This window comes from Elusimicrobiota bacterium (assembly GCA_016182905.1).
GTDB lineage: Bacteria > Elusimicrobiota > Elusimicrobia > UBA1565 > UBA9628 > GWA2-66-18.
Genome location: JACPFR010000050.1, coordinates 24603 through 42248 on the forward strand (window position 1 = coordinate 24603; position 17646 = coordinate 42248).

The following is a 17646-nucleotide window of genomic DNA, read 5'->3' on the forward strand; positions in this document are numbered from 1 at the left end:
CGTCCTCCTCGGATCGTCATCCTTCGCACAGTCCCGACAGAACCTTGATCTCCTGAAGGCCCCGCGCCAGCGCCGCCTGCTCGGCGGACGTCAGCGGCGTGCGCGCCGGGGCGTCGTAGCGCTCCTGCAGCTTGAGGAAGAACCGCTTCTTGAGGTCGGCGTTGTGGATCTCGGAGCCGGGGTTGTGCTTGAGCGAGCGCAGGGAGAAGGCGGGATCCTTGAGGCGCTCGGCCCAGTAGCGCGCCTTGAAGTCGAGGATGCGGCTCTCGACGGCGTCCACGCTCGTCTGGCAGGAGGCGCCGGTATTGAAAAGATCGTTGCCTAATTCGGGAACGGGGACGATCCAGGTGGAGGCGTCCTCCCCGATCGCGCGCTCCTCCCAGTCCTTGGCCACGCGCACCGTGTCCGCGGCCAGCACCTGCGCGGTCTCGGCGTGGATCAGGCGGGCGTTGACCTCGACGCGCTCGCCCTTCAGCTCGACGATGGTCCCGGTCAGGATCGCGTCCACGCCGAGCACCTTGCCCAGCGTCTTCACCGTGTCCTGGTCCATGATGCCGAACACGCCCAGGCGCTGCTCCTCGAGGACCTTGTCGAGGAAGCGGCGCTCGACGAGGTCGAGCTCGCCGCGCGCGAGGATCTGGATGACGAGGCGCTCCGAGACGATCGCGCCGGAGAAAGAGGCGGCCCCGCGCGGGGCCGTGAAGGGGACGACGGCGACGCGCTTGACGTTGCGCGCGGCGGAGGCCGTGGTCACGGCCGAGGCCAGGTCCTTGAGGTCCGTCGAGGCCCGCCCCGGGAGGGCGGCGGCGGCGGCGACCAGCGCCGCGAGCAAGGCTTTTCGGAAGACTCCCATGATCGATGGAGTCGTTCGTTTCGGCGGCCCGGCCGGCTTGGCGCTCTCGCGCCGTCAGCCCCGTCGGCTTTGCGGCCCCGGGTTTCTCCGGGTGTGCCCTTCTCGGTCAAATCGACTGCCTCAGGAGTCTAACAGGCGGAATGTTTACTGTAAATTCACCGTCTTGTTACGCCGCGTTACGGGCGTGTTACTCGCCGATCCTCTAGGAAGCAATAGCCGAAATTCTTCACGTTGACGATCCTTTCGGCCAGCTCCTTGGGCAGCGATTTCTTGAGACGGTTGAGCATCACGTCCAGCGCGCGCGACAGCCCGGGGTTCTCGACGCCCTCGACCATGCGGTAGAGATCCTCGCGCGAGACGGGCTGGGGGCCGCGCTCGACGAGGATGTGGAACAGGGCGAAGGCTTTCGGCGTCAGCTCCGCGACGGGCGCGTCCTTCCAGAAGACCCGCCGGTCCTCGCGGTGCAGGGACAGGTCGCCGTGGGCGAGCACGCCCGGCTCCTGCTTCGCGCGCTTGAACAGGGCGCCGAGGGTCGCCATCAGCTCGCGCGAGCTGTCGGTCTTGCCGACGAAGTAGTCCGCGCCGTTCTCGAGGCCGAGCACCTTCTCGCGGCCGTGGGCGGTGAACATGACGACCGGGACCCGGGCGAGGGCGGGGATGGCGCGGAGCTTGGCGCAGACCTCGCAGCCGTTCTGGTCGGGCAGGCCGAAGTCGAGGAGGACGCAGTCGGGCTTGCGCTGCACCGCCGCCTCCAAGGCCTGCGCCCCGGTCATCGCGTACTCCACCACCGAATAGCCCGCGGCGGGGAACCAGAGCTTGAGCAGCTCGATCCAGCCCGCGTCGTCCTCGACCACCAATATCCGCTCGGAATGCATCTTCTGGAGTATAAAGGGGGGGCGCCCCGCCGTCAATGGGAGCCAAAAGGTGACAGGCATTCCGGTATTTTCACTTTGGGCCGGAAAGTGAAAATACCGGAATGCCTGTCACCATCTGTCTGGGGGGCTTGACGGCGGACCGTTTTCTTTGTATAGTACTTTCAGAAATAATTGAAATAACGGAAGCGGGGGACAACCATATGACCGCGCCGCTCGACGTCGTCACCGGGGCCTTCAGCTATTCGGGGGGATATATCGCCGAGCGCCTGCTGGCCGCGGGGCGCCGCGTCGCGACGTTGACCGCCCATCCCGACCGCCCGTCCCCGCTCCAGGGCCGGATCGCGGCCCATCCGCTCGACTTCGAGCGCCCGGAGCGGCTCGCCGAGGCCTTGCGGGGCGTCGATACGCTTTACAACAACTACTGGGTCCGCTTCGCGCACGGCGGGATGACGCACGAGAAGGCCGTGCGCAACAGCGAGGTCCTGTTCCAGGCGGCCGCCAAGGCGGGGGTGAGGCGCATCGTCCATGTGAGCATCGCCAACGCGGACCCCGAATCCGACCTCCCTTATTATCGGGGAAAGGGGCAGGTCGAGCAGGCGCTGAAGGCCGCCGGCCCCTCCTACGCGATCCTCGGCCCGACCGTGCTGTTCGGCGGGCACGACGTCCTCATCAACAACATCGCCTGGCTGCTGCGCCGGTTCCCGGCGTTCGCGGTGATCGGCGACGGGCGCTACCCGATCCAGCCCGTCGCGGTCGAGGATCTGGCCGACCTCTGCGTCGCCGCAGGGGCGGATGCGGCGAACACGAAGGCGGACGCGGTCGGTCCCGAGGTCTACGCCTACGGGGATCTCGTCCGCCTCATCGCGGAGCGGGTAGGCTCCCGGGCGATGATCTTCCGGGTCGGTCCGGGCGTGGGCCTGGCGCTCGCGAAGGTCCTCGGAGCCCTGAAGGGCGACGTCCTACTCACGCAGGAGGAGGTCGACGGTCTCACCCGCGGCCTGCTGAAGTCGAAGGCGCCGGCGACGGGCCGCCGCTCCTTCCGCGAATGGCTGGACGCGGCGGGCGGGGACATCGGCCGCGAGTACCGCAACGAGGTGAGGCGTCATTTCGAGGGAGGGAAGACCGAATGGGCACGGAACTGAAGGCCGCGAAGGAGAGCTTCGTCGAATCCTGGGGGCAGATGGGCGGCGCCTGGGGCATCAACAAGACGATGGCGCGCATGCACGCCTTGCTCATGATCTCCGAGAAGCCGCTCACGGCCGACGAGATCATGGAGTCCCTGGCCGTCAGCCGGGGCAATGCCAGCATGAACCTCCGGTCCCTCGTGGACTGGGGGCTGGTCCGGCGGACCTCCCTCCCCCGGGACCGGAAGGAGTACTTCTCCTGCGAGAAGGATGCGTGGACGATGTGCTGCCGCATCGCAAGGGAGCGCAAGAAGAGGGAAATAGAGCCTGTGATCTCAGCGATTGATGAGTGCCTGAAGCAGGCCGGCACCGACAAAGAGGCCGCCGCCTTCCGCAAGAAGCTCAACGAGCTGCTGGAACTCGTCCGCCTGCTCGATTTCGTGCTCGGAAAGGTCGGAAACCAGGAAAAAGCGGCCGTTCTGCCGAAAGTACTGACCTTACTTAAGGCGATGGCTTAGCCGTGGTATAATTGAGGCCCCCATGCCGATTTCCCTTTTGAAGGTGGAAGATTCGTTGACGCGGGTCCGCTCCGGCCTCGAAAGCCGGGCGCGGCGCATCGAGGGCCGCGTCGGCCAGGAGCTGGCGAGCCACATCGCCCGGCCGGGCAAGATGCTGCGCTCCCGCTTCGCTTTGCTGCTGTCCGGGGCCCTGGGCGTCGACCTGGAGAAGGCCGAGGGCGTCGCCCGGGCTATGGAGCTGGTCCACAACGCCAGCCTCCTCCATGACGACTGCGTGGACGAGGCCGAGCTTCGCCGCGGCCATCCCACCCCGAACAAGATCTTCGGCACCACCATCGGCCTGCTCCTGGGAGACCTGGCCTTCGCGCAGGGCCTCGAGGAGGCCATCGACATCTCCCCGAACGCGCCCAAGCTGCTGGTCACCACCGTGCGCGAGATGACGGTCGGCGAGCTGCAGGAAGAGTTTTTGAAGGGATCCATACAGGTGACCGTTGATGCTTATATGGGCGTGGCCTCCCGCAAGACCGGCGCTTTGTTCGAGTGGGCCGGCGCGGTCCTCTCCGAGCTCTCGCCTTTCCCGCACGAGCAAAGCGACCCGCCCCGCCTGGCCTGCGCGGCCGGCATCCTGCTCCAGATCGTCGACGACATTCATGATTATACGTTGACGGAACGAGTCTCCGGGAAAGACGAAGCCCAGGACTTGGCGAACCGGAAATTGACGCTGCCGTGCATCTACGCCATCTCCGACAAAGGCACCCGCGACGAGTTTCTGTCGTTGTGGAACGAGGCGAAGCCCGACGCGGCGAAGATCGCCAAGCTCCTGAAGGACCGCGGCCATATCCAGAAGACGCGCGAGAAGGGCCGCGAGATAACCGATTCGATGCTCGCCATGATCAAAAAATTGCCGTGCAAGGCCGAGGCGGCGGAGCTCGGCTTCTTCGTCGAAGTCATGGCGAAGAGGGAGTTTTGAATGTCGTACGAAGCCCTGCTGCGCAAGGCGTGGAAAAGCGGGGACTTCGTCGTCTCTGAGACGGAGGCGGCCCAGGCCGACTTCGCCGCTGACGCGGCAAGTGTCTTAAAAGTTCGCCGTGAGATGGAAGAAATCGCTAGGCGTGAAGTGTGGGATGCTAACTCCTGCCTCGTCGCCCACAGAGAGGGAATCATGAAGCTTGCTCCATTCGTGAAGTTCCGGGAAGAGAAGTTCGGCGCGGTGCTCTTCGAGACGCGCTCCGAGAAGGTGTACACGCTGAGCCCCACGGGCGCGGCGGTCGTGCGCGAGGTCATCGCGGGTGCTGAGTCCGGCAACCTCGTCGCCAAGCTCAAGGAGAAGTTCGAGGACCCGTCGGGCAAGATGGCGCAGGAGGCGGAATCGTTCCTCGCCCAGCTGAAGGAAAAGGGATTGATCGTCGAATAACATGGAAGACAAAGAGACGTCGGACCTCGGCGCGCCCCTGTACGTCGCCTGGCAGATCACCAACGAGTGCAACCTCGCCTGCCTCCACTGCATCGAGGAGAGCGGCCCGGGCAAGGCGTTCAAGGACGAGCTGACCACCGAGCAGGCCTACGGCATCATCGACCAGCTCGTGAAGTCCGAGGTCCCGTACGTCTCCTTCTCCGGCGGCGAGCCCATGGTGCGCCCCGACTTCTTCGGCATGGTGGAGCGCATCACCAAGGGCGGCGTCGGCCTCAAGATCGAGACGAACGGTCATTATCTGACCAAAGAGAACTGTAAGAAACTGAAGGACCTCGGCATCAAGGCCGTGCAGGTCTCCCTCGACGGCGCCAGCAACGCGTCCTTCAACAAGATGCGCGTCCACGGCCGCTTCGAGGAGGCCCTGAACGGGATCAGGAACCTGCGCGAGGCGGGGATCCCCATCGAGATCAACTTCGTTCCGGCCCGCTTCAATATCAAGGAGATCGGGGCGGCCGTCGACCTCGCCCACGAGATCGGCGCCTACTCGTTCTACACCGGCAAGCTGATGTTCACGGGCAACGCGGTGCGCACCTGGGGCATCACCGCCCCCGACGAGGCGGACTACCCCGAGTTCTTCGCCACCCTCAAGGCCAAGACCGACCAGTACAAGGGCAAGATGCGCGTGTACTACCACGAGATGGGCCTGCTCGAGGCGCTGCGCTACCGCCTGCTCAACCCGGCGGCGCTGTTCATCATCCTGCCCAACGGCAAGGTCAAGCTCATCAACGCGCTCCCGTTCACCTGCGGCGACCTGAAGACCGACACGCTCGGCCAGGTGTGGGCCCAGTTCCAGAAGGCGTGGCAGAGCCCGCGCGTCTCGGCGTTCATCGACCGCCTGGCCGAGGACCCGAACATCGTCTCCCGCCTTCACCAGTGGGAGGAGGTCGGCGCCGCATGACCGACGTCTTCGCCGCCCCGCACGCCCCCGCCGAGCAGACCCTCGTGATGAAGGTCGCCTCGGTGGTTCGCTACAGGTTCTTCCTGTACGCGGGGCTGCTGCCGTATTTCCTGGGCGGCGCGTGGGCGTACGGAGTCGAGAAGTCATTCAACCCCGGCGTATTCTTGCTGGGGCTGTTCGGGATATTCCTGTCGGTCGTGGGCGTGGAAAGCTTCAACGAGTACTTCGACGCCAAGATGGGCACCGACCGCGTCTTCAACCCCGACGCCGAGGAGTACATCCCTGAGTGGATGTTCTCCCTCGGCGTGACCGCCTTCGCCGTCGCCGCCGCCATCGGTTTTTATCTGGCGTGGGAAGGCGGCTGGCCCATCGTCCTTTATACGCTCCTCGGCGGCGCGGCCGCGGTCTGGTACGTCGGGCCGCCCATCCGCTGGGTGTACCGGGGCTTGGGGGAGACCGTCATCGGGCTTTCGTACGGGCCGTGGATGGTCCTGGGTTCGCTTCACCTCAACACTCATCGATTCTCATGGGGAGCTCTCCTCGCGTCGCTCGTGCCCGGTCTTCTGATTACGGCGCTGGCGACGGTCAACAACATCCCCGATTTCCATCAAGATCGTCTCGTCGGCAAGAAGAATCTGGTGGTCCGCCTCGGACGGAAGAACGGAAGGGTGCTGTACCTGGCGCTGTCCGCCGTCGGACTTCTCATCATCCCGCTCGGCGTCGTTCTTGGCGTCTTCCCCAGGCTGACGGTCCTCGCCGCGTTGGCCGGCTTACCTTTGTGGTTCATGTCGTTGAAGGCCGGTGAATCGACGTGGGACACGCCCCGCCTGTTCATGCCCGCCATCCGCTCCATCGTGCAGTGCTACGCGCTGACGACGGCGCTGTTCGCGGTCTTCATGGGGCTCGGCCGATGAGGATCGAGGCTTTCTCGTCGCCGACGATGGTCACCTGGCAGCTGACCCGCGACTGCGACCTGGCCTGCCTGCACTGCTGCACCGACTCCGCCCCGGGCAAGGCCCTCCCCGGCGAATTGACGCGGGAGCAGGCCTTGAAGCTGTCGGCCGAGATCGTCGCCGCGGGCGTGCCCTACGCGATGATCGTCGGCGGGGAGCCGACGCTCGTTCCCCACTTCGCCGAGGTGTGCAAGACGCTGTCCGACGGCGGGGTCCTCCTCAAGATCGAGACCAACGGCCACAATTTCGACGTGAACACGCTCAAAGGCCTCGCTATCCGCTCGGTCCAGATATCCTTGGACGGCGCCTCGCAGGCGGTGTACGGCCGCCAGCGAGTGAACGGGAATCTGGAGAAAGCGGCGGCGGCCTGCCGCGCCGTCGTCGCCGCGGGGCTTCCGCTCGAGGTCACCTTCGCCCCGACGACCTTGAACGTCTTCGAGGCCGAGGCCGTCATCGACCTCGCCGCCGAGCTCGGCGCCTTCCGCTTCAACACCGGACAGCTCATGCGCCTGGGCACCGCCGCCCGCCTCTGGGACAAGCTCGAGCCGTCCAAGGACGATTACGCGGCGTTCTTGCGCGTGCTCGAGCGCAAGGAGCGGGATTACGCCGGGAAGATGGAGCTGTGCTACAAGCCCTTCTCGCTGGCCGAGGAGATGGCGCACCGGGTTTTCCAGCCCTCGGGCACATTACTGTTACTTCCCGACGGGCGAGTGAAGGTCGTGGCACCCCTGCCCTTTACATGCGCCGACCTCAAATCGCAAACTTTCCTGGAAGCCTGGGAGGCGTACAAGAGCGCCTGGGCCGACTCTCGCGTGAAAAGGGCTCTTGAACGCCTCGCCGCCGAGCCGTCCGCGTCGGCGCAGGCGAACCAGTGGGTCGCGTTGGACGATTTGAAAGATATGCCGGTCGTGGTCTGACCGGCAAACAGGAGTAACATGAACGACCAGAAAACCGTGACGGATGCCAAGGCCGAGCCGAAGCTCGCTTGGGAGACGCCCTCTCTCGAGGAAGTCTCTGAGCGCGTGATGGCCCAGCCCTACATCCGCTTCACCTGATGGACCGGAGAGGGGCGTCCGTGGGCGACTACGGCGCCCCTCTCTTTCTTGCCTGGCAGCTGAGCAACCGCTGCACGGGCCGCTGCCTGCACTGCTGCGAGGAGTCGGGGCCGGACAAGGCGTGGCCCGACGAGATGAACCGCGAGCAGGCGCTTTCGCTCACCCGGCAGATCGTCGAGAACGGCATCGCGTACGTCGCCTTCGGCGGCGGAGAACCCATGGGCAGCCCGTGGGCGATCGAGATATTCGAGACCCTCACGAAAGGCGGGGTCGAGATCAAGATCGAGACGAACGGATTGGATCTCGACGATAAGGCCTGCGATAAATTAAAAGAATTAAAGATAGCGTGTGTTCAGATCTCGATCGACGGCGCCACCGCGGCCGTCCACGAGAAGCTCAGGCCGGGCTCTGGTTACGCCCCCGCTTGGGCGGCGATCGACCGGCTTGTTGAGCGCGGGCTCGAACCCGAGTTGGTATTCATACCGACAAAAATAAATGTCCAGGACGCGGTGGCGGTCTATGAACAAGCCGCGCGGCGCGGCGTGCGCACCTTCGTGACCGGTCCTATGATGCGCCTCGGCCGCGCCGCTCACGCGTGGGACACCTTGGCCTGCTCCGACGAGGACTGGAAGGAGGCCGTGATGGGCCTCAAGGCCGCGGCGGCCGCCTTGAAAGGCCCCAAGCTCGCGATCTATCCGTGGGGCATCCAGCAGGAGATGGTGACCCGCGCCGAGAGCCCCCAATCGATGGTGCTCGTGGTCCCCAACGGCCGCGCCAAGCTGCTCAACGCTTTGCCGTTCGCCGTGGCTGACCTCAAGACGGAGACCTTGGCTTCCGCGTGGCCCAAGGTCGGAGCCGCCTGGAAGTCCAAGGAAGTGCAGGACTTCGTTCGCCGCGCCCAGACCGAGACCGACCTCCTCAAGCACGCCAACGAGTGCTGGGACGTGAAGGTCGCCGTCTAGGCTGCGTCGACTATCCTCAAGGATAGTCCCATACCTAGGCCCTTTTCCTATAAAAGGAGTGCCCACTGGGCCCACGCGCGGCCGGCTCCAGACCTTTATAGTATGGTCATGCAAAGAACCCTCGCGGCGTTCGTCGCGGTTCTGCTTCTCGTTTCCCCGGCGTTCGCTCAGGTCCGCGTCGCGACGCCCATCGTACCCGTCGCGCGGGGCCCCGTCGTCAACGCCATCAATCTCCAGCTCGCCCCGCTGACCGCAGCCCTGTCCGGGCCCTCCGCCTCTCCGACGCTCGGGCTCACCGCCGCGTTCCAGGCCCAGGTCGCGCCCGCGCCCGTCGTGGCGGCCTCGCCCGCCGCGTTCGCCGCCCGCTCCGCCGTGATCGCCGCGCTGGCCGCGCCCAAGACCGAGCTGCCCGCCCTCGTGAAGTCCCTGCGCGAGGCGGGGGGCAGGAAGGCCGAGAAGGCCGCCGTGTCCCTCGAGAAGATCGGGGAGGCTCTGGCCGCCGCCAAGCCCTCCGAGCGCAAGGCCCTCGCCGCCGAGGCCGCCGCGCTCAACGCCCGCTTCGACGGCGCCGCCGCCGCCCCCGGGGAGGCCGTGGACCTGTCGCTCGTCCCGACGAACGATGAGGACGGCCTGTCCGCCAAGAAGGCCGGCAAGAAGCTCAAGAAGGAGGTCGGGCAGGTCAACGAGCTCGAGGACATCCTGGCCGCGGCCAAGACCCAGGCCGTGCTCGTCGTCGTGCAGGGCATGGACACCGCCGGCAAGGACGGCGTGATCAAGCACGGCATGACCGGCCTCAACCCCGCCTTCGTGCGCGTCGCCGCCTTCAAGAAGCCCTCCGCCGAGGAGGCCGCTCAGGACTTCCTCGAGCGCATCAAAAAAGAGGTGCCGAAGCCCGGCGTGATCGGCGTGTTCAACCGCTCCCATTACGAGGACATCATCGTGCCGGCGGTGTGGGGCACCCACGACGCGAAGACCGTCGAGGAGCGCTACGCCCGCATCAACGCCTTCGAGCTGGAGCTGGCGCGCTCGGGCGTGAAGGTGGTGAAGATATTCCTCCACGTGTCGAAGGACGTGCAGCGCGAGCGTCTGCAGCGGCGGATCGACCGGCCGGAGAAGAACTGGAAGTTCTCGGCGTCGGACCTGGAGACGCGCAAGCGCTGGGACGACCTGCAGAAGGCCTTCGGCTCGATCCTCGCCCGCACGAGCACCTGGTACGCGCCGTGGAACGTGATCCCGGCCGACGACAAGCCCCGCCGCGACCTCGCCTTCGCGAGGATCCTCCGCAAGACCTTGCAGCGCATGGGGCTCGCCTATCCCGAGTCGCCCGACCTGAAGGGCGTCAAGATCCCGAAGTAGGCCTCAGAACACCGAGGCGGGGCCTTCCTTGTCTCCGGGCTTCTTCTCGCTCGAGGCGCGGGCGTTCCGGTCGACGAGCATCGAGATCTCCACCTCGAGCTGGGCGCCCATCGCGGCCATCCAGCGCAGGTCGTCCTTCTGGAAGCTGACCGGGGGGATGATCTTGCTGATGATCGAGCAGACGATCTCGACCTTGGCCTGCGCCGAGATCTCCCCGATCTTCTGCGCGACCGGCGCGACGCGCTTGAGCATCGAGCGGAAGTGGTCCTCGAGCCTGGTCGTCATCATCGCCGTCGAATCGAGCGCGTACCCATGATCCTTCAGGATCGCCCCGAAGGTCCCGGTGCGGTCCCCGATCTTCCAGGACTCGTCGGGCTTGATGCCGAGCTTGGCCTCGATCTCGGCGGCCGTGAGCGTGGCGCTCGTGATCCGGAGGCGGACGACGGTGGTCTCTCTCTGCATGACGCGATTGTAGCCCCCCCTCGGCGGTGCGTCAAGGGTAACCAATTATATTGGAGGCCCCTGCTAGGCGGTGCCTGAATTCGTGTCCCCGCCGATTAATAGTGCTTCTAGAGATAAGTCCTCATCAAGATCGTATCGGGTCGCAAGAAATTCTTGCGACTGTCCCGAAGAAAAGCCGGACTGAAGAGCGTTTATCTCATCGAAATAATCAATCGAAAAATGGGATCGAGGCTTAAGTCTTCTGCTGGCAAGAGCTAGCAGGCGGCGGTCTTGTTCTTTTCCCGCATTTATCGGGTCATCCTCAGAGTATGCGATTACCCCTGCCGTGATTAAAGTCGAAAGCGCTGCAATATTAGTGGAGGTCGGAACTGCCATTTTCCCGCCCGTCATTCGTATAACTCCGAGTCTGCGAGCGACGGAGCAGAATGCAGCAACGGGCGCTCCTGGAAAGTGAAGTAAGGGGCCCGCATCCTTCGTTATGACACTTTCAAAAAGGGCTTGAGTTTCTGACAGTTCAGGGTCGGATTTGACGATAGGCAGAAAAATGGGGAGTTCGTTGGTGGGTGTAATGTAAAACAGACGGCTAAGTAGATAGCGCTTCCGTTGTAATTGCCATCGACGCATCATCGGCGAAAACGTTTCAGTTTCAGAAAATACATCCTTAAGTTGATCGGCTAACCGTGCTCTTAATCGACGAATATTGTGTTGAAAATCCTTCGGTCCAAATGTTTCCGCGGTGGTGGTATCAATTAGTCCATTTGCCATGAGGACGTGAAACCATCGCCTCACTCGTCCTGATGTGGAGCGATCCCGAACGCGATTGATGGGGAGGAGAACCCCTTCATCATCGCACACTTTTCCGAATTCGCCAATGGTGTCGGGCTTGAGGGCGCACGCTAGCGTTGTGCGGGTGAGGAGGTCTTCAAAACTGTCCGTGGTGTATTCAAACTGTGGGCAGTGAGTAATCCATGCGGACGAAGATATAACGTCTGTTTTGTCCTCGTTCAGCTTAAAGCCAGCGACGGATACTTTCTCTGCTAATTCCGCAAGAACAGCTTTGGCATTATCTTCATCTGTGATAACGATTATGTCGTCCACGTAGCGGAAATAGTGGTTTGGGTATTTGGCGCAAAAGTGCGCGTCCACATCCTCAAGCGCGAGATTCGCAAGAATGTGACTGGTCGGTGGAGCAATAGGTAACCCAGAATCGGACGGCGCGGTTAGGAATAATTCCAAGTGTTCGCGAATGGAAGATTTGCTTTCTCCGAGGTCTGCCCTCTTCATTGCACGAATCTGTTCAGCCAATCGCGTTCTATCTATGTTGGGATAGAAGCGCTGGATGTCGGCAACAATCACAACCTTGTCTTCGCTGCCGATCAAGCGCTCAGTAATCTCCCGATTACGTTGGGCGTAGCCCTTCATGTAATGCTCGAAAATCCTCGGACTATTTGCCCTGGGCCAGCGGTAGCTGTAGATGTGATTCCGATTGTTGAAGCGGGGCGCCGTTCGAAGTTCTTCCAGAATGTCGGTTTCGATTAAGGCGGAGATTGGGCTGGAGGCCGAGAATTCCCGAATATCTGAGCCGCCCGTCTTGTTCCAGCCTTTAAACCGAGGGAAAATTAAAGAACGAATGTTAGTTCGGGACTGGCGCTTGCGGCCAATCGCCAAGTTGAGCCATTTGCCGTCCGCGTGAACCGTCGAAGATTCCGCAACGTAGCGAATTCCCAGATAAGTCTCGAGATGATAGGGGCGCCAATAATTTAAAGCGCGGACGCATAACGTCTTGGCCGCGATTGTCATCTTCGGAAATGGCGCATAAGCTTCATGCCGCTGGAATGAATATCCAGCCGGATTGGGTGTTCGACCTCGTAAGTCGCAACTTCATTATGTATGCCAAGATTTTCGGCTATGTGCCGGACGTGGGCGTTAAAGAAATCCTTAATTGCGGCAACTCTTCCGCGACTTTGGCGTGATTCGGGTTCCACCCATACAAGGGTGACGCGTTTGGTGCTCAATCGGCCAAGTATCTGAGCGAGGCAAACACTGAATCTGCTGAAAAAATCGTCATCTGACAAGCTCCCAGAAAAATTGCTGATTAGGACGCAGTATTCGTCAGGACGAAAAGTCGATTCATCCGTAATGGTGTCCATTAATTGCGCGGTTGAATCGCTCGCTGTTGCGTCCCAATCGGTTGCGCGAATATTGGCGAAAATACCTTGGCCGGAGAGTCCCTGTGAGAGAGATTGTATAGTCGAAAGATATAGTTCTCGGGCTTTGGGAGAGTGATCGGCCCCAATAATGTCGAGGCTAAGCGGAAAGCGCGGTATGTGGTTCACGCGCCGCAATTCGCCGAATACACCCAACAGGCTGGCTGTTGTGGCGCCAGAGCCGCAGGGTATATCCAAAATGCGAATGGCGCCTTCGCTTGCGGCAGACAGAATGTCCGCTGATGCGGGAATTAGGGAGGGGGTTATCCCAAGGGTAACAGCTTGAATGCGGCAGGCCCCAACGCCATAACGTCTGGCAAAATGTTCCAGCGATTCTGCGTCGGTAAGTCCACCTTCGGGACCTTGACCTCCTCGGGCCTCGTCCGCTGACGCGCGTTCCAATAAATTCAGCTCAATTAATTTGGAGCGATAGCAGTCTTTCAATAACATTGGGATGCGAAGACGAGTTCCATCCCACAGATCTGGAAAATTGATGCCAATAATGGGTATTGACATCAGTGCTTGAAGTGGCGGACGCCGGTGGAGACGAGGGCGACGCCGCGGGAGTCGGCGGCCTCGGCGGCGTCCTTGTCCGCGGAGGCGCCGCCGGGATGGATGACGGCGGTCGCACCTCCGTCGACGGCGGCGAGGACGTGCTCGGCGGTCAGCGCGCCGTCGGAGGCCAGCACGAGCGGCTCGCCGGCGGCGAGTATGGGGTGGCGCTCCTGGGATTTCACGCTGGCCAGGCGCACCGCGTCGAGCCGCGAGGTCTGGCCCGAGCCCACGCCGATGACGGCGGTGCCGCGCGCGATGACGGCGGCGTGCGTGCGCGCGTGCATCGCGGTGTGCCAGGCCACGACCAGGCCGCGCATCTCGCGGTCGGTGGGCTGGCGGCGGGAGATCGTCTTCAGGTCGCCGATGAACGGGCGCTGGTCGCGCTCCTGGACGAGCATGCCGCCCGCGACCGCGCGCAGGTCGAGCTCGTGGGCGGAGATCAGCTTCGAGGGCAAGGTGACGAGGCGGATGTCTCTCTTGGTCTTCAGCAGCTGCAGGGCCTTGGGGGAGAACTCCGGCGCGGCGATGCAGGAGACGAACTCCTCGGCGAAGAACCCGGCCGCGGCGGCGTCGACCTCGACGTTGACGGCGGCGGTGCCCCGGAAGCAGCCGCGCGGGTCGCCCGCGTAGGCGCGGCGCGCGGCCTTGGCCAGGTCCTCGCCGCAGGCGAAGCCGGCGGGCACGCCGTGCTTGACGATGGCGCAGGCCGGCTCGTGGAACGCGTTGACGAGCTCCCAGGCGGTCTCGAGGTCGAGGTAATGGCCGTAGACGAGCGGGCGGCCGAGGTGGAGCTTGGCCGCGTTGAGCCCCCACGGCCGGGCGCCGGACAAAGTGTAGAAGGCGCCCGCCTGGTGCGGGTTCTCGCCGTAGCGCAGGTCGGCGGACTTCTTGAGGGCGATGACGACCTCGTCTGGGAACTCCTCCCACTGGCCGCCGAGGTACTGCGCCACCGTCGAATCGTAGTAGGCGCAGTAGTGGAAGGCCTTGGCGGCCAAGGTCTGGCGGCGGTCGGGGAGCATGCGGTCGTAGGACTTCAGCGTGTCCACGGCCTGCTGGTAGTCGTCCGGGTCGCACAGGGGGATGACGAGCTTGAAGCTGCGGGCGGCGGCGCGCAGCAAAGCGGGTCCGACGGGGTCGACGTAGGCGAGGACCTCGTCCTGGGTCAGTGCGGGATCGGCGGTCGCCGCGGAGAGCGGGTACAGGTTGACCGCGACGAGGTCCACCCGCGGCTTCTCGTCGGTGATGGCCGCGATCAGCTTCGGGTGGAGCAGGCCCAGCGCGTCGGCGGGCAGGCGCTCGCCGACGAAGTCGGAGACGGTCTTGTGGGGGATCCCCGCGAGACGCAGGGCCGTGGCGGTCGGGCCCGTGGCGACGAGCTCGAAGCCGAGGCCGAGCAGCGCGTGGGAGAACTCGACGACGCCGGTGCGGTCGGCGACGTGCAGCAAAGCGGTCCGCGGCGCGCGCTCCTTGCGGGCGCTCATGGCAGCATCTTCTCGAACTCGGCCTCGGTCAGGGTCTTCACGCCGAGCTCGCTCGCCTTCTTGAGCTTCGAGCCGGCGTCCTCGCCGTACACGACGTAGGTCGTCTTGGCGGAGACCGAGCCGCTCGCCTTGCCGCCGAGCGCCTTGACCTTCTCCTCGGCCTCGTCGCGCGTGAACTTGGTCAAGGCGCCGGTGAACACGAAGGTCATGCCCGCGAACGGGGCGCCCGCGGCGATCACCCGATCGGGCTTGGTCATCTTCAGGCCGTGCTTGGCGAGGCGGGCGATCAGGTCCTTGCCGGCCTTCGACGAGAAGAAGGCGTGGAGGGAGGCCGCGACGATGGGGCCGATATCGGGGACGGCCTGGAAGTCCGCGGCCGAGGCCTTCAGGAGGGCCTCGAGGTCCATGCGCTCGGCGATCGTCTCCGCGGTCTTCTCGCCGATGTGACGGATTCCCAGGGCGAAGAGGACCCGATCGAGGGTTTTGGCCTTGCTCGCCTCGATCTGGGCGAGGAGGTTGTCGGCTTTCTTGTCGGCGAACAGCTCGAGGCCCAGCAAGGTCTCCTTCGTCAGGCCGTAGACGTCCGCGACGTCCTTGACCAGGCCCTTGCCGACGAGCTGGTCCACGGCGGAGTCGCCCAGGCCCACGATGTCCATGGCCGGGCGGGAGGCGAAGTGCTCCAGGGTGCGCCGCAGCTGGGCGGGGCAGGAGACGTTGTCGCACCGGTAGGCGACGAGGCCCTCCTCCTTGACGACGGGGGAGCCGCAATCGGGGCACTTCCTCGGGGGAGCGATCGCCCGGCCGCCTTTCTTCTTCTCGACGACCTTGACGACCTTCGGGATGACCTCGCCGGCGCGCTCGATGAGGACGCGGTCGCCTATGTGAAGGCCCAGGCGTTCGATCTCCTCGAAATTGTGGAGCGTGACGGAGGAGATCGTGACTCCGGCGCAGAACACGGGCTCGACCTTGGCGACGGGCGTGATCGCCCCGGTGCGGCCGACCGAGAACTCGACGTCGCGCACGACGGACGTGGCCTGCTGGGCCGGATACTTGAACGCGACCGCCCAGCGCGGGGACTTGGCCGTGAAGCCGAGCCGCTTCTGCTGCGCGAACGAGTCGACTTTGACCACCAGGCCGTCCACGGCGTACGGCAGCTTCGCGACGCCCTCGTCGCGGAAGGCGTCGTACTGCGCGACGACCTCGTCGATCGACTTCGCCTTGGTGAAGGGCTCGACGCTGAAGCCCATGCGCCGGCAGCCCTCGAGGAAGGCGGCGTGGCCGGGGAAATCGTGGTCCGGCTTCCAGTCGCCGTAGGAGTGGACGAAGAATTTTAGTCGCCGTCCCTTAGTCACCCGGGGGTCCTTCTGGCGCAGGGACCCGGAGGCGCAGTTGCGCGGGTTGACGAAGGGCTCGCGGCCGGCGCGCTGCTCCTCCTCGTTGATCTTCTTGAAGTCCTCGAAGAACAGGACGACCTCGCCGCGGATCTCGAGTATATCCGGTACGTTCGGGCCGTCGAGTTCGTCGGGTACGTTGCCCACGAACCGGGCGTTCCCGGTGACGTCCTCGCCGGTCTCTCCGTCGCCGCGGGTCGCGGCGCGGACGAGGCGGCCCTTCTCGTAGGTCAGCGCGCAGGACAGGCCGTCGAGCTTCTGCTCCAGGATGAAGAGCGGGCGTTCGCCGGGCGGGAGGTTCTTGAGCACTCGGTCGCCCCAGGCGCGGATCTCGCCCTCGTTGTAGGTGTTGTCGAGCGACAGCATGGGCCGCGCGTGCTTGACCGGCGCGAACGAGGAGGCGGGCGCGCCGGAGACCTTCTCGGTCGGCGAGTCGGGCGAGCGCAGCTCGGGATGGGCCTTCTCGAGCGCCTTCAGCCGCGCGACCAGCGCGTCGTACTCGGCGTCGGCGATGGTCGGGGCCTCGAGCTCGTAGTAGCGCCGGTCGTGCTCGCGGATCTCGGCGCGCAGCGAATGGACTTCGGCGCGCAGCGCCGAAGTCTCAGCCTTCGGGGTCTTTCTTGCGGACATTCTTTTTCTTGGCCTTCCCGTCGCGGAGCTTCCGGAGCGAGTCGAGTATGCCGTTGATGAAGCGCGTGGCCTCCTCGGTGGAGTACTTGCGCACGATCTCGATGGCCTCGTCGATGATCACGCCGACCGGCGTGTCGGGGCGGGACTCGAGCTCGAAGGCGGCCAGGCGCAGGACGTTGCGGTCGACCGCGGCCATGCGGTTCATGGACCAGTTCGCGGCCTGCTCCTGGATGGTCAGGTCCAGCTTCTCGACGGCCTCGAGCGTCCCGAGGGCGAGCTCGCGGGCGAAGGCGAGGGTCTCCTCGTCCGCGTCGTCGCCGTCGCGGCGGGTCACGATCGCGAAGGCCTCGAGCGCGGGGGTGCGGGCCACGTCGGCCACGTACAGGGCCTGAAGGGCGATCTCGCGGGCGAGGCGCCTACGACCCACGAAGCTCCTCCTTGAGCGCGATCATCTCGAGGGCGGCGAGCGCCGCCTCGTGGCCGCGGTCCATCCTGCCTTTCGTCCGCGCCAGCGCCTGCTTTTCCGTGTTCGGCGTGATCACGCCGAGGATGACGGGGATGCGGGTGTCGAGCGAGATCCTGTGCAGGCTCTGCACGAGCGAGCGGGCGAGGTGGTCGTTCTGCGGCGTCTGGCCCTTCAGCACGCAGCCGAGGGTCACGACCGCCGAGTAGAGGTTGGTCCGGGCGAGCTCCTGGGCGGCCCAGGGTATCTCCCAGCCGCCGGGGACCTCGACGACCTTGAGCTGGGCGTCCGTCCAGCCCTCGGACTTGAACGTCTTCAGGCAGCTGGCGAGCAGCCGGGAGGTCACTTCCTCGTTGAACCGTGATTTGACGATGGCGACGCGCTTCATG

At 64.5% G+C, this 17646-nt stretch carries 18 protein-coding genes and 1 riboswitch; of the genes, 9 read left to right on the forward strand and 9 right to left on the reverse strand.

Annotated features, from left to right (window positions below; genetic code table 11):
* Positions 1–16 precede the first annotated feature (16 nt).
* Positions 17–853 carry a hypothetical protein gene (locus HYV14_14960; protein MBI2387291.1) on the reverse strand — a complete coding sequence of 279 codons (837 nt, stop codon included), beginning with the start codon at positions 851–853 and terminating at the stop codon, positions 17–19.
* 19 nt (positions 854–872) lie between these two features.
* A riboswitch (cyclic di-GMP riboswitch) is annotated at positions 873–961 on the reverse strand.
* A 68-nt stretch (positions 962–1029) separates the two neighbouring features.
* A complete protein-coding gene (locus HYV14_14965) occupies positions 1030–1728 on the reverse strand; it encodes a response regulator transcription factor (protein ID MBI2387292.1) in 699 nt (232 codons plus the stop codon).
* Positions 1729–1928: 200 nt separating this feature from the next.
* Between HYV14_14965 and HYV14_14970 the strand changes: the two genes are divergently transcribed.
* The 9 genes from HYV14_14970 (at position 1929) to HYV14_15010 (ending at position 10068) form a co-directional block, all read left to right on the forward strand.
* Positions 1929–2870, forward strand: a complete 942-nt coding sequence (locus HYV14_14970; protein ID MBI2387293.1) for an NAD(P)H-binding protein — start codon at positions 1929–1931, stop codon at positions 2868–2870.
* Positions 2855–3370, forward strand: coding sequence for a MarR family transcriptional regulator (locus HYV14_14975; GenBank protein ID MBI2387294.1), 516 nt, complete (start codon positions 2855–2857; stop codon positions 3368–3370). Before HYV14_14970 ends, HYV14_14975 begins: the two co-directional genes overlap by 16 nt.
* 22 nt (positions 3371–3392) lie before the next feature.
* Entirely contained in the window at positions 3393–4340 is a 948-nt protein-coding gene (locus HYV14_14980; protein MBI2387295.1) for a polyprenyl synthetase family protein, read from the forward strand.
* A 192-nt stretch (positions 4341–4532) separates the two neighbouring features.
* Positions 4533–4784: a PqqD family protein gene (locus tag HYV14_14985; protein MBI2387296.1), complete on the forward strand. Its 252-nt coding sequence runs from the start codon at positions 4533–4535 to the stop codon at positions 4782–4784.
* Position 4785: 1 nt separating this feature from the next.
* Positions 4786–5742 carry a radical SAM protein gene (locus HYV14_14990; GenBank protein MBI2387297.1) on the forward strand — a complete coding sequence of 319 codons (957 nt, stop codon included), beginning with the start codon at positions 4786–4788 and terminating at the stop codon, positions 5740–5742.
* Positions 5739–6656 (forward strand): prenyltransferase, encoded by a 918-nt coding sequence (locus HYV14_14995; GenBank protein ID MBI2387298.1) that lies wholly within the window; start codon positions 5739–5741, stop codon positions 6654–6656. The genes HYV14_14990 and HYV14_14995 overlap by 4 nt, the downstream gene beginning before the upstream one ends.
* Positions 6653–7612 carry a radical SAM protein gene (locus HYV14_15000; protein ID MBI2387299.1) on the forward strand — a complete coding sequence of 320 codons (960 nt, stop codon included), beginning with the start codon at positions 6653–6655 and terminating at the stop codon, positions 7610–7612. Before HYV14_14995 ends, HYV14_15000 begins: the two co-directional genes overlap by 4 nt.
* Before the next feature lie 137 nt (positions 7613–7749).
* Complete coding sequence (locus tag HYV14_15005; GenBank protein ID MBI2387300.1) at positions 7750–8712, forward strand: radical SAM protein; 963 nt, start codon at positions 7750–7752, stop codon at positions 8710–8712.
* Positions 8713–8820: 108 nt separating this feature from the next.
* Positions 8821–10068, forward strand: coding sequence for a hypothetical protein (locus HYV14_15010; protein ID MBI2387301.1), 1248 nt, complete (start codon positions 8821–8823; stop codon positions 10066–10068).
* 3 nt (positions 10069–10071) lie between these two features.
* Here the strand turns inward: HYV14_15010 and HYV14_15015 are convergent, their stop codons facing one another.
* From HYV14_15015 to ribH, 7 genes are all read right to left on the reverse strand, one after another.
* On the reverse strand, positions 10072–10530 hold the full coding sequence (locus HYV14_15015; protein MBI2387302.1) for a DUF4279 domain-containing protein: 459 nt from the start codon (positions 10528–10530) through the stop codon (positions 10072–10074).
* Between the two features lie 63 nt (positions 10531–10593).
* Positions 10594–12330, reverse strand: coding sequence for an RNA-directed DNA polymerase (locus HYV14_15020; protein MBI2387303.1), 1737 nt, complete (start codon positions 12328–12330; stop codon positions 10594–10596).
* On the reverse strand, positions 12327–13253 hold the full coding sequence (locus HYV14_15025; GenBank protein MBI2387304.1) for a hypothetical protein: 927 nt from the start codon (positions 13251–13253) through the stop codon (positions 12327–12329). Before HYV14_15025 ends, HYV14_15020 begins: the two co-directional genes overlap by 4 nt.
* Positions 13253–14773: a bifunctional phosphoribosylaminoimidazolecarboxamide formyltransferase/IMP cyclohydrolase gene (gene purH, locus HYV14_15030; protein MBI2387305.1), complete on the reverse strand. Its 1521-nt coding sequence runs from the start codon at positions 14771–14773 to the stop codon at positions 13253–13255. The genes HYV14_15025 and purH overlap by 1 nt, the downstream gene beginning before the upstream one ends.
* Positions 14770–16794, reverse strand: coding sequence for an NAD-dependent DNA ligase LigA (ligA, locus tag HYV14_15035; protein ID MBI2387306.1), 2025 nt, complete (start codon positions 16792–16794; stop codon positions 14770–14772). Before ligA ends, purH begins: the two co-directional genes overlap by 4 nt.
* Positions 16766–17221: a transcription antitermination factor NusB gene (gene nusB / locus HYV14_15040; protein ID MBI2387307.1), complete on the reverse strand. Its 456-nt coding sequence runs from the start codon at positions 17219–17221 to the stop codon at positions 16766–16768. The genes ligA and nusB overlap by 29 nt, the downstream gene beginning before the upstream one ends.
* On the reverse strand, positions 17211–17645 hold the full coding sequence (ribH, locus tag HYV14_15045; GenBank protein MBI2387308.1) for a 6,7-dimethyl-8-ribityllumazine synthase: 435 nt from the start codon (positions 17643–17645) through the stop codon (positions 17211–17213). The genes nusB and ribH overlap by 11 nt, the downstream gene beginning before the upstream one ends.
* Between the last annotated feature and the right edge of the window lies 1 nt (position 17646).